The sequence below is a fragment of the Paraglaciecola sp. genome, from assembly GCF_051252315.1.
GTDB lineage: Bacteria > Pseudomonadota > Gammaproteobacteria > Enterobacterales > Alteromonadaceae > Paraglaciecola.
Genome location: NZ_JBPOFP010000119.1, coordinates 1 through 13,021 on the forward strand (window position 1 = coordinate 1; position 13,021 = coordinate 13,021).

Below are 13,021 nucleotides of genomic sequence, written 5' to 3' on the forward strand. Positions count from 1 at the left end.
TCTCAGTGCTGCATATGCGTCATGTGCGCTATGTACGTTATCAATGCCAGCATCTAATAATGCTGTTTTTACCAAAGTATGTACGAGAGATTGACCGTCTATGATAAGAACTTGTTGATTTTCAGCTGGTTTTTGTAATGGAATTCTTATCAATTTTAATCCTTTATAATAAAAATCAATGATTCATAGGCGAATCACTAATCTATTATTGAATCGCACGATTGTCTAGTGTTTAGAATAATGAATAGTTTATTGAGGAAAAAATAATCACGTTTGCGTGAAAGTGATTGGTATATCAGGTGTTTAAGTCATTTTAGGTAATGAAATTTCCACTAGATATGTGCGATTTTATGGCAGATTAAAGTGGTTTAGATATACTGCTGCCAAGGAAATATAGTAATAACGGAATTTGAACATGAAAATTTTGATTACAAGTGTATTAGTTGTGATGATTTGTGGTGTGTATTCAGAAAGTTGCCAAGCTAAACAAATATATGAAAAACAGGACCCACCACGTGTGCTCACTGAAGAGCAATCAAGAAGAGCAGCATCAAATTATCAAAAATATTGTATTTTATGTCACGGAGAAAACCGAGAAGGGTACATAAATGACCATGCTCCTTCGTTACGTAGTAAAAGTTTATTTGAATCAGGTGTTCCTCATTCTATTTTACGCCCACTTTCGTATGGCCGAGAAGGCACCGCAATGGGTGGGTATTTAGATGAAGTGGGTGGTCCTTTGACCTTGGACGAAGTGTGGGATTTAACCTATTGGTTGTTCTGGCAATCAGGGGCAGAGCGTAAAAAGTTAACTGAATCACCCGTGTTGGGAGATGCTGATAAAGGGGCGCTGGTATATCAGCAAAACTGTGCTAGTTGTCATGGTAAAAATGGAGAGGGGGTTAATGCGCCTGCTTTAGGTAATCAATCGGCATTAGCCCATAACAAAGATGAATTTATTCGATATGCCATTGAGCATGGCAGGCAAGGCACTCCTATGGTGGCTTTTACGGATGTATTATCTCAGCAAGACATCGATAACGTAACGGCTTTTATTAGAAGCAAAGCCAGTGGTTGGACATTAGAAAAGATTGTTCTTCGCGATATTCCCACTCCAGAAGAATATGTGATAAACCCACAAAATGAAGATCCTAATTTTACACTTTCTGAAGGTAAGTTTGTTTCATCTGAGGAATTAAATAAGGCATTAATCGCTAAGAAAAAAATGATATTGCTTGATACTCGTGTCACTTCTGTTTGGCAAAGAGCGCATATTGAAGGGGCGATTCCTTTTCCTTATTACAAAGAGTTAGCAAATAAAGTCACTGATTTACCTAAAGATGTTCAGATAGTCGCCTATTGTTCTTGTCCAAGAGCTGCTGCAGTGCACGTGATTGAGAAATTAGCTGAGTTGGGGTATGAAAAAACCGCCGTTTTATATGAAGGAATATTTGGTTGGATGAATATGGGATATCCTGTCACACGAGCACAAAGTACAGACGCAAAGGGTAACCTTGATTCTAACCATTAGAGCCGAGTCATAAACCATATTTAGTATGAAAAATGTGTTGTTTACCTACAAAAAAAGCGAGTAATAACTCGCTTTTTAATAAATTAGAACCGGGCTTAATTAAGTTCCATGCCCTGAATTATATCCACCGCTATCTCTGGGGCATCGGTTGGCGGTTTTTTGTGTAAATCACCTTTTACCTGTCCCTTACGATGACTCAAAGCAGCATCTAGTTTTTTGGCTGCTTTGGCAATGGCTGGGTACATCACTTTGTCGTTACCAGATGTTGCAATACGGGTATTTTCGTAATTAGTGACTAATTCAACGTGAAATTCACCATGTTCTTTGGTGATGATACTTTCTATGGAAATAAGAGAAGGGAAGTGACTCGCTAACTTGGCTAATTTTTGCTCTACATGTTCTTTAACGCCGTTGCTGATTTCTACATGGTGACCGGAAATATTTACTTTCATAGGTTTTCCTTTTTTCAATTTAACGTTTTTTCTTATGTTGCAATATAGACTTTGGGATGAATTAATTAGATTAAACCCCTAGCCTGAAATTTTTGTAATTTTTACCTCTCTTAAAAGTAGTGAATTCTAATTCTAGTATTAGGAGTCTGAACTTTCCATAAAGTTGCAAAAAACTATGCATCAATGCTCAACTGTCCATAATGATTTGCACCACATATTGTATTGACAATTACTATGGAACCAATGATCTCAAAGTACTTGAGCAACGTATTGACTAAAAATGATAAAAAAGGCGAAGTTTTAATGTTGAAAAATGTATGGTTCTTATTGCTCTTAGGCGCCCTAACTGGGTGTGCTAATTACGATTATTCAAGCCAAGTTAAAATTGGTGAACCTATGATAAAAGTGCAGGGTGAAAGCTTGGAAGGGCAATCTAAATCTCTGCCTGATGATTTATTAGGGCAAAATACGCTTTTATTACTTGGGTACAAGCAAGACTCTCAATTCGATATTGATAGGTGGCTTATAGCTTTAGACATGACACAGACCAACATTTCAGCTTATGAAATTCCCACCATCCAAGGTATGTTTCCCCGTATGTTCAGTACTTATATTGATAACGGGATGCGCAGAGGTATTCCTAAAGAATTGTGGAAAGGTGTAATTACTGTATATGCAGATGGTGATAGAGTTCAACGATTTACTGGCAATCAAAATCCTAACAACGCAAGAGTTATTTTATTAGATAGCAAAGGCAAAATAATGTATTTCTATGACCGAGGTTTTGCGGTGAGTGCGTTAAATGAAATACGAACTTTATTAGGCCAGTAAATAAAGAAAAAATGCACATTATTGATAACAGCATTAAATAATCTGAGCTCGGGTTAAGTAACATGATCTTTGTAACTTATAACTTTGTAAGGTTTTTGTTCTTGTTTTAATCTTGACTAAATTTATAAAATCTACAAACTGCTGGGTTTTTAATATTAAGCAATTAACAGCCCACTGAATTCTTATGAAAACTGAAATTTCTTATCGATTTAAGTCAGCCCAAATAGCCAATCGTTTTTTAAATGAGCTGAAACACTGGTCAGTGGCAGATGTAAAAGCAAAATTATTTAAAGGCTCAGACTCAGTCAAAATAACATACCAATTTGATGGCAAGGGGTTTGATTATACATGCTCTGAATTAGATGATTTGGCTCGTCAATATGACGGAGAAGAGGTATAAGTTTATTATTGTCTTGAGTTTAGGTTTATTAACTGCTCATGTGTTTCATTAAACTCCCCCCTCTTGAACGTTACTTCATTACAATGTTTTTTGTATTCTATTCTTAAATTTGGTCCTTTTAACAGCTCCAATTCTTAGCTAAATAAATTCACCTAAAATTATATTGCTTAACTAATTTCCCCTCATTGAATACTTCATTAATTTAAATTTAAATGCATATTGTAATACAAAATAATAAATGTATTATGTGTAACTTATGTATATATAGTGTGTTTATTCTGTTAATTTTTAATTATTTTAAGTTATTGCACATAGTTTAGTTATGAGTAATAGTGTTGTTTCAATCAAAATTTTAATTGTTTTTTAAATTAACCGACTGCTTTTATACAAATAGTAAGGTTTTTCTTTTTAACTATATGTCTTGTTTAACAACGGCTTAAGTTGTTTTTCGCGTTGGTTTAATAATAAAAAATATTTAATCTTTGAGGAGTTACGTTATGAAAAACGTAAAAAAATTCAATAAATCAAAATGTAGTACATTACTACAAGTGGTGTCGCTGTTTCCTTTAACTATGATGAGTGCCGCTTTTGCCCAAGAAAAAGCCGGTAATGCTGACGGTGAGTTGGAAAGAATTGAAGTCACAGGTACTTATAAAGCATTATCAGATGCAGCTACAATTAAACGCCATGCAGCACAAATTGTAGATGCCATCTCTGCCAGCGACATTGGTAAACTGCCCGATACAAATATTGCCGAAGCCTTACAGCGTGTCACTGGTGTGACTATAGGTCGTGATGAAGCGGGAGATGGTAGTTCATTCCAAATTCGGGGTTTTAGTGAAAATGCCTTAACCATTAACGGTAAAGGGGTGGTAACTGACGGGTTTGATAACCGAGAAAATAGACTAAATGCTATGTCTTCATCAATCGTAAAATCAATTACGGTAAGTAAAACTCCTACTGCAGATCAAATTGAAGGGGGCAGTGGTGGTTCTGTTGAATTAACTACGTTTTCTCCTTTAGATTTTAAAGGATTTGAAGCCCGTGCTTCAGCGGAGTTAAATGACAACTCGTTAAAAAGCGACCCTGGGGCTAAGTTTTCTGGGTTAATCTCTAATCAATGGGAATTAGATGGTGCTGGTACCTTAGGTGTTTTGATTAACTTAGATCAAGAAAATAAAAATGCTTATTCTGAAGGTGCGAGTTCTCGATATCATGGTGTCGATAGAAATAGAAATGGTAAATATGAACCTGCTGGTGTCGGACGTTCAATCTCTTTGTTACATGGCTTAGGCCAAGCGCCTGATCATGCTGCGTTTATCCCCCGTTGGACTGATGTTAACCAGAAAGAATTAGAGATTGAAAATACATCTATAAATGGTGCTATTCAATGGGCACCCACCGATGATTTAAGTATTGAGTTTAAAGGTTCATATACCGATTATTCTAATCAAAAGGCTCAGTCCCGATTTTCTCTATGTTCTACTTGTTTAGGCGGTAACCGAGATGCTCGCGGTGAATTAGGCATAGTGTTAGAACCAGGAGCGACTTGGGATACCTTAACCCGTGAAGCTAATCCTGCAGAGTATGATGGCAGCACAATAATGGGTGATTTTGAATTACCTAACGGCAATATTTCCAATCAGTACTTCACGTCAGGAGAATTGGCAACCCATCCGATTAGCCGTTCTATGTTAACGTCTGGGATCTTTTTATCAGATTCAGAAAACAATAACCAAGGTTCGCCGCTTAATTCAAATGGCTTTTTACAAGTATTAGATAAAAAGTCACTTAATATCGGTTTAGATATTGATTGGAATATTACCGATACGTTTGCCGTCTCGGCTAAATTTGGCCAATCAGAATCTGAAACAGATAATTTAAATAGAAATATGAACCTAAGGGTTGAAACCTTTCACCCTGAAACTGGCAGACGTTTATATCCAAGTCTTAGCTACGATATTAGAGATGGACACGATCTGCCAAGTTATGAAGTTTTATGGCGAGAGCCGATTTTAGCAGAAGACGGCGTCACCCGTATTGGTGGACAGAATATAGCCGGTTTTAATCCTGACTATACTGATCCAGCCCAGCGTAATGATTTACACCGATTACAAAACTTGAGTAAAGGGTTATCTCGTACACGTGGTTTTATCGATGAAGCTCGTTTAGATTTTGATTGGGATGTGGATTTTGCTGGCATTACTCGAGTTGAGTTTGGTGGCCGTTATGACAAATTAGAAAACTGGAAAGACCGTTCTGATTTTAGAACGCCGTTTAAACCTGGTTTTCTGGATAACGATGCGGATGGCATTCCAGATGATTTAGATGGTGATGGTTTACCAGACGGCCTAGATAGACGAAGTGGTAATCCACAAAGAACTTTGACATCTTTAGTTGAAGATCCATTAGTGGATGGTGGTGACGATGGTGCGACTTTCTCAAGTGTAACTTATGAACAACTGGACGATTTCTTAGAGCTTCGTGATGGTATGCAAGGCGTAGCTGATAACCTGCCTAGTCGATATTGGGCTGCAAGTGGAAGCCCTCAAAAATGGGATAACTTCATCAATGCAGTTTATGGCGGACATGATGTCGTACTGAACAACTTGCAAACTGAAAAAGTATTTGAAGATACTACCGCATTTTACTTGAAACTTAATTTTGAATATGAAATCGCCGATATGCCTTTAAGCGGTAATATCGGTATTCGTCGTGGTGAAACTAAAGGCCAGTCAGAAGCCTATATTGCCCACTGTAATATGCCTTGGGAAATTGACTTAGAAAAAACAGAGGTGGTGCGAGGAGAGCAAATTTCCTATAGAGCAGATTTGTTGGCTTGGCAAGAAGGTGGCGAAGTAGGCGATAAGCCAAGCTTAACCCCTTCATATTGGGATGAACCACTTTCCACTCACCAAGGCCGGAATGATAATAAATTAGACCCGAATTATCAGCCTCGTCGCAGCTTTTGTAATACCCGTGAAGAAGCCGGTGGTGATCAATTTGCGGTGATTTTTAAATCTCCTTTTGTGATTGATTCTAATGCCCCTGCTACCGGTTTTATTGCTACTGGTACACCTAACGAAGATGGTGGTTCATTACATAAGGATTATCTAGGTTCTGAATATGATTACACTTTTACTCTACCTAGCCTAAATTTATCATTAGGTATCGAAGACGACATGTTTGTACGTTTTGCCGCATATGAAACTATGGCTCGTCCGGGGCCTAATGATTTAAGTTTAGATCCTTCTGGTTGGCCAATTTATTCTCAAGGTAACCCGAATTTAAAACCCTATAAAACTAGATCTTGGGACTTGAGCTGGGAATGGTATCAGTCTGAAACTGACAGCATATCTGTGACTTATTTCACTAAAGATTTAATCGATCAAAGAACCCATACCACAGACTTTAATGTGGCGTTAAATCGTTTAGTACGCCGTCCGATTAATGGTGGTGGTGGTAAAATAGATGGTTGGGAAATTGGCGCTGTACACACCTTTGATTACCTTGGTGAAGCCTTCGAAGGATTTGGTATACAGGCTAACTATACTGCTTTAGATAGTGAGCAAGATACCGAATATGACGAATATACTGGGTTAGCTTTACCTGTGCCTAATCGTTCTGACTCTACTTATAACTTACAGTTTTTCTATGAAAAAAATGGCTGGAGTGCACGTATCGCATATAACTGGCGTGATATGAGTTTAAGAGGAGATGGACAGCAAGGTTATCAAGATTTTTCCTTAGGGCAAGTAGATGCCAACAGAACAGCTTATGCAGGGTCTAATATTTATACCAACCGTATAGATGTGACACCAAGAAGTTGGAACGAAGAATATGCGCAGATCGACTTTACCCTAGGTTATGATTTCTCAAACAACTTAGGTGTGATGTTTAAAGCAACTAACATCAACGAAGAAGTCAGTCGTTCGTATACGGTTATTGAAAATGCAGTTTTCAATCGAGATTTAGCCGCTTCGTTTTACCGTTTAAGTGTGAATTGGAAGTTCTAACAATTTTGTGTTCATGTGTGTAAGTCAAAGCCCGCCTAGCGGGCTTTTTTTTGATACAAGCACAGGAATTCAACCTTAAACAACGAGTGGCAATTATTTAATATTGACCAGATCAACGATTTGTTTAATGCCATCAATGGTGGCGTCAATATCCGCTTCGGAATTATATAACCAAAAACTTAACCTGAGAGACGCAGGTTTTCCGATCATTTGATGTAAAGGTTGTGCGCAGTGAAAACCTGAGCGTGTGCAAATGCTGTATCGATCGCTTAAGCCTCTAGCAATGATATGTGGCGATATTCCATTAAAACACAGGCTAAATGGGCCATGTTTCACCGAGCCTTTTTGGCTAATGAGATATTCTTCTGAGAAGTTTTCGGTTAACTTTTTGTAAGTATATTCAGATAGGTGGTTAAAAATGTCGTTAACTCTATCCATGTCAGTGTCCATTAGAAATTCCAATGCAGCTGACAGGCCAACAACTGACTCTACCGCGGGTGTACCGGCTTCAAATTTCCAAGGAGCATTCTTTAATTGTACTTGCCCTCCGTCAATACTTTCTATGGTAGAGCCGCCTTTATGGAACATGTCCATTTGTTCTAATAACTCTATTTTACCATACAATACTCCAACACCCGTTGGAGCACCGAGTTTATGCCCGCTAAAGGCTAAAAAATCCACATCTAAGTCTTCCACATCTATCGGTACATGGGGGGCAGATTGAGCTGCGTCAATTAACACTTTAGCGTTAAAACTGTGGGCTAACTCGCAAATTTTCTTTATGTCGAGAATATTACCGGTCACGTTTGATATGTGAGATAAACTGACCAATGACACGTCTTTTTTACTGAGTTCTTGTTCTAGCTCTTCTAAATCAACTTGTCCGTTTTGATCTACTTTTAGTCGGTGGACGTTGTCTTCCCATGGCAGGTAATTAGAATGATGCTCGGCATAACTGGTTATTACACGGCCTTCTCTAACAAAACACCTAGCCACCAAGTTTAACGCTTCGGTCGTATTACGTAGAAAAATGATATTACTTGCCGTGGCATTTATGAACATGGCGGTCATGTCACGTGACTTTTCATACAAATGGGTCGCTTCGTCACCTAAAAAATGTACAGAACGATGAATGTTAGCTGTACGGTTAGTCAGAACATCAGTAACCGCATCAATCACACATTGAGGTTTTAGCGTAGTGGCGGCGCTATCTAAGTATATCAGTCTATTTCCGGATTCAGTTTCTCTTTTTAGTATAGGGAATTGGTCAATAAGGTCTGCGTTTTGAAGTGCCATTTATAATCCTTTACTCAAGCCTAATTAGTGACTTGTACGTTTTGTGTAAGAGTCTTTCACTGCTATGTATTTACCACTACTTTCAGGGCAAATAAATTCAACTAGGTGTAATTTAGGTGGTTTACTTAGTTCGAATATCGTTTGGAGTTCTTCTGCAAACCCAATTAATTCAGACGGTTTGTATAACACAATTTGAATCTTGAACATCTTAGCGGTAAGCCTTTCTACTTTGAAATTTATAATTTCATCACGAGCAAAGAATAAATTTTGAACTTGCCTTGCGTAAACCGTTTTTCCACTAGCAAGGAGCATTGATTCTACTTTTCTGCCTAATACAATAAGTGTGTTAGGCTCGGACTCGTTAGAGGAAATAACGCCCATATCACCGATGCTATACCGAATAATTGGCATGGCTTGATTGGTTAAGTCCGTCACAAGAATATTTCCGTGCTGACCATTTTTAACGGTATTGCCTTCATCATCTACCACTTCAACATGCACTACACTTCTATATACATTTAACTCATGACTATTTTTGTTGGAAATTCCAATTGACCCTACTTCACCTGTCCCATAAACATTGACAAAGTCAGCTTTAAAAACAGAGCAAATAAAAGATACTAAAGCTTCTCCAGCTAACCCGCCATAGGGGATGAGTACTTCAACGTGAGGAAAGCTTAAGTCTTTTTGTACAGCTCGTTTTGCCAACCAATATAAAAAATGAGGGTATCCTCTTATGACTTTAATTTTTTCTGTACTTATTTGTTCTAAATAAGTATCTAGTTGAATACAAATATGCGCCCAGTCATTTGATTCTATAGGCATTAAAGTTTTTCTTTTTAAAAATATTTGTCTTTCGACTCTGCCCCTAATATCGCTCAAAATAGCTCGATTTAGAGTACGCTTAACTTTGATTATCCATAAAAGATAATGGATAAGGGGTTCTGGCCCTTCATCTGCAAGTCCACATACAACATTACATGCTGAAGGAGGAATATCGACAGTACAACGGCCAAAAGGTTGTCCTTGAGACAGTTTAATTGTTAGGTGTTCAGCTGCTCTCAAATAATCTCTTTTTACGAAATCGGTCACCACAGTCATTCGGTCGTTGGTGCCAGCAGAAGAAAGAAATTGCCAAGTACTCTTGTTATTTGACGAAGTAATTTTATCTGGAAAATTTTTGTTGTAGGTGGATTTGGTTGTAACAGGTAAAAGAGCTAAACATTGGTATGAATTAGTCGAATCGATATTGTCAGATACGATATTTGAAGAGTTCAGTATGGGTTGCCAATAAGGAATATTGTATAAGGTTTTTAACAACCTACTCAGCCTATCTTGAGGCTCTTTAAAACTTTCACTGTCGCTTTTTATATGCAGCTTAAGCATATTTTTATACAGAGTCCAAAATTTCGACTCGGAAAAAATTTCGACTAGTGGTGCGACAATGTTTGAAAGTAGGAGGTTACTCAACAATTATTTCATCCTTTCTTGGATACTAAATCACTTTGTTGTATTAAAATTATGCAATATTTTTGCACCTAAATCTATTTAAGATTGTTTAGTGAGCACAACAATTTTTTCGGACTGCTTTTAATGAAGTCATTGATATCCAATCACATGCTTTATCTAAGATTAAACTTTTTATGGGGTGTTGAATCGTATGCAGTAAACTATCGAATAGATTACTCATTATCCATGCCTATTAAATTAGGCGCCGACGTTTGTAAAAGAATTTAATTGTTAGCGGGATATTTAGTTTGTAAGGTGCGATTTGGGCTGAATTAAAAAGTAAAACAGCCCGATTTTCAGGCTGTTATTTTAAATGTTTGTTTTTCCACTATTTAGGGTTTAAGTGTATTGTGCAATTAAACGCACTTTTTACCACTAATAATGACTAACTCGTTATCATTGTTTTAGATGGTTTTGCCTCTGCTAGCTGACTGGTCGTCGGTATTGTAGTAAGTGAAAGCTTAGGTTTTGGACCTTTACATTCCTCTAACGGGCTTGATTTCACTATTGCAGTAAATCGTTTTCCTGGCTTTAAACTCCTAGGTTTTGCTGGCAGTGCAAATACCTTGTATTTCCTTCCCGCTTCTACATTAATGTTAAACTTAACTTCATCTGCTTCAGTGCCTCCCAACATTCTAGAAAACTCACAAGAACTACTTGTACACACAGCGAAACCGGTAAAAGTATGTAATCCAGGTGATAGATTGAGTGAGATAAAACCGCTGGATTCAATTAAGCTTACACCTATGCCGCCTTGTTTCAGAAAGTGTAACCGTTTGCCATTATGTTTCCCAATAGGTACTGCATAACCTCCTCTAGGAATCAAGGTCGTACTAGTCAGCCTGCCGCAACTAATAACTGGTGCTTTGGGTGCTTCTTCCTGTTGTAAATAATTAAGTGAGGCTCTGTGTTTTAGATTGTTGACCGTTTCATGCGCGGAATGTGCAGCTATCTGCGGTGATTCGAGTTTGGCCACAATGTCTTGTTGAGGAAGCGTGTCCGACTGAGTTGGTGTCTTGGGTTCTGGTGTTTTGTGGTTTAGTTCTGGGACTACAGAGGGATTTACAAAAGTGGTACTTATAGGTTCTAAGGATTGTTTCACATACTCATCGGGAGCCTTTGTTATTAATTGTGTAGCGTTGAATTTGGCCACAAATTTGGGGGCTGGAGTTTGGCTTTTTAGCTCTTGAGGGCCAGAAGTTTTCATTAAGGGGTTGCTACCTGGCTCCAGTGATTGTGTAGATTTTGTTTGCAGTTGTGGTTTTATATTTACATCCACTTGCTGCATATTTTTAGGAGACACAACTGCCGTTTTTACAGGCGTGGCTGCATGTAAATTAAGGCTTAAGGTAATGATTCCAACAGATACCAAAGCGCACATCTTTTCTATTAAATTAGAGAATTTTTTCTCGGTGGAAAATAACCGCTGCACTCTAACTAACAACTGATTACTGTCTTTATTAGCAGCTAAAAGTGAAGTGTTGTTGGCTGTTACATTGGCAAATTGACTTAAGCTGTTGGCGAATAGTAGCGGATCTCCACAGGTTTCTACTGCAATATCATCACAAGCATTTTCTCTCTCTATGTCTACTTTTTTACTCATGGCTAAAACCGCTGGGTTAAAGAAAAAGATGACTTTTAATACAGATTGAAAGGTATTAAACAGGTAATCATGGCGTTTAATATGCGCGAGTTCATGGAGTATTATTGCCTCTACTTGTGATACTGACAGCTGAGTTAACATGCCTAGAGGAATTAAAATAACTGGTTTTAAGTGTCCAATCACGCAGGGGACTTGGACCTTACTAGATTGCAAAAAGGTAATTTGTTTTTGAATATTTACTTTTTTGACTAAAGCAGAAAATATGTTATTCCACTCATGGGATATCGGTGAAATTGACGTTTGTTTTAAATATTGGCTGATTAATATATCTAAAATACAGCGTGCGGCTTGTAAACAAAATCCCAAAAACCAAACAAGTACAATTGTGTCAAGCCATGGATTAATCGTTTGAAAGATACTGCCCCAAGTTGATGAACTGGCTTCGTTAAAGGAAAACCCTTGCAATTGTTCAAACATTAAACTCGCTTGAACTATGTCTTGTTTGCAATAAATAAAGGTTTTAATGCTGATAATAAAACAGCAGAACATAGCTATTAATGCTAACCAGTATCGGGTTTCAGGACGGGAGTTTTTATTTATAACTAAACTCACACTTAACAACCCTAGTACTAAAAGAGATTGCCAAAACGAATGTATGATTGTCCATCCAAGTGCATAAATAAGTTGGCTATCAAAAAACGAAATTAATTTATCCATGATCTTTATCCTCTAAGTCCTTTAGAAATGTCTTAATTTTTTTTAATTCATCTTGATTAACTTTGTGTTTGCCAACCAATTGCATCATCATCTGGCTGGTTGAACCACCAAAAGTATTGTCTATAAACTTACTAAGTAAACTTTCTTTAGTGGTAGATTCTTGAATTTTGGGGAAATAAATATGACTTTTCCCTTCTTTTCTTCTATCCAATAATCCTTTTTCGGTCATAACCTGCATGGTTTTTAAAGTGGTTGTATAACCAACTTTTCTTTGAGTATTAAGTTGAGTATTTACAGTTTGAGCCGTGGCTTCCTGTAAATTCCAAAGAAGGTTCAATATTTCTAACTCTGCTGGTGCGGGGTTTATCATTTATTCATCCTTAACTACGATATCTGTCGTAATAAACATATACGATAAGAGTCGTAGTTGCAAGGCGACTTGTTACAAACACTTACATCCTTTTAGGAAACTTTCGTTTTACGCCTTTGTCTTATTGGGACCAGACATATTTAAGGAATAGAAAAATGGGTAAAAAATCACATAATTTGTTAAAAGAAAATTGGGGCTTTTTATTATTTACGGTGATCTTGTTTGCTTCACGAAGTAGTTTTGCTAATTGGTATGTAGTGCCTACTGGATCGATGCCGTTGATACCACCTGCGTGC

9 protein-coding genes are annotated in these 13,021 nt (G+C 37.5%); 4 read left to right on the plus strand and 5 right to left on the minus strand.

Annotated elements, in window-relative coordinates; translation table 11 throughout:
- The first annotated feature begins 415 nt into the window (after positions 1-415).
- Positions 416-1,531: a c-type cytochrome gene (locus tag ACSHXM_RS17925; protein ID WP_435691040.1), complete on the plus strand. Its 1,116-nt coding sequence runs from the start codon at positions 416-418 to the stop codon at positions 1,529-1,531.
- A 95-nt stretch (positions 1,532-1,626) separates the two neighbouring features.
- Here ACSHXM_RS17925 and hpf read toward each other — a convergent pair whose 3' ends face one another.
- Positions 1,627-1,983 carry a ribosome hibernation-promoting factor, HPF/YfiA family gene (gene hpf / locus ACSHXM_RS17930; RefSeq protein WP_435691042.1) on the minus strand — a complete coding sequence of 119 codons (357 nt, stop codon included), beginning with the start codon at positions 1,981-1,983 and terminating at the stop codon, positions 1,627-1,629.
- 303 nt (positions 1,984-2,286) lie between these two features.
- Here hpf and ACSHXM_RS17935 point away from each other — a divergent pair, with 303 nt between their 5' ends.
- The 3 genes from ACSHXM_RS17935 (at position 2,287) to ACSHXM_RS17945 (ending at position 7,230) form a co-directional block, all read left to right on the plus strand.
- Complete coding sequence (locus ACSHXM_RS17935) at positions 2,287-2,814, plus strand: hypothetical protein (RefSeq protein ID WP_435691044.1); 528 nt, start codon at positions 2,287-2,289, stop codon at positions 2,812-2,814.
- Between the two features lie 184 nt (positions 2,815-2,998).
- The gene (locus tag ACSHXM_RS17940; RefSeq protein WP_435691046.1) at positions 2,999-3,214 is read left to right on the plus strand and encodes a hypothetical protein; all 216 of its coding nucleotides are present in this window, start codon (positions 2,999-3,001) and stop codon (positions 3,212-3,214) included.
- A gap of 497 nt (positions 3,215-3,711) precedes the next feature.
- Positions 3,712-7,230, plus strand: a complete 3,519-nt coding sequence (locus ACSHXM_RS17945; RefSeq protein WP_435691048.1) for a TonB-dependent receptor — start codon at positions 3,712-3,714, stop codon at positions 7,228-7,230.
- Between the two features lie 93 nt (positions 7,231-7,323).
- Here ACSHXM_RS17945 and ACSHXM_RS17950 read toward each other — a convergent pair whose 3' ends face one another.
- The 4 genes from ACSHXM_RS17950 to ACSHXM_RS17965 form a co-directional block, all read right to left on the minus strand.
- Entirely contained in the window at positions 7,324-8,526 is a 1,203-nt protein-coding gene (locus tag ACSHXM_RS17950; protein WP_435691050.1) for an aminotransferase class V-fold PLP-dependent enzyme, read from the minus strand.
- A 24-nt stretch (positions 8,527-8,550) separates the two neighbouring features.
- On the minus strand, positions 8,551-9,912 hold the full coding sequence (locus ACSHXM_RS17955; protein WP_435691052.1) for a hypothetical protein: 1,362 nt from the start codon (positions 9,910-9,912) through the stop codon (positions 8,551-8,553).
- A gap of 508 nt (positions 9,913-10,420) precedes the next feature.
- Entirely contained in the window at positions 10,421-12,355 is a 1,935-nt protein-coding gene (locus ACSHXM_RS17960) for a M56 family metallopeptidase (RefSeq protein ID WP_435691054.1), read from the minus strand.
- Positions 12,348-12,725: a BlaI/MecI/CopY family transcriptional regulator gene (locus tag ACSHXM_RS17965; protein ID WP_435691056.1), complete on the minus strand. Its 378-nt coding sequence runs from the start codon at positions 12,723-12,725 to the stop codon at positions 12,348-12,350. Before ACSHXM_RS17965 ends, ACSHXM_RS17960 begins: the two co-directional genes overlap by 8 nt.
- Positions 12,726-13,021 lie beyond the last annotated feature (296 nt).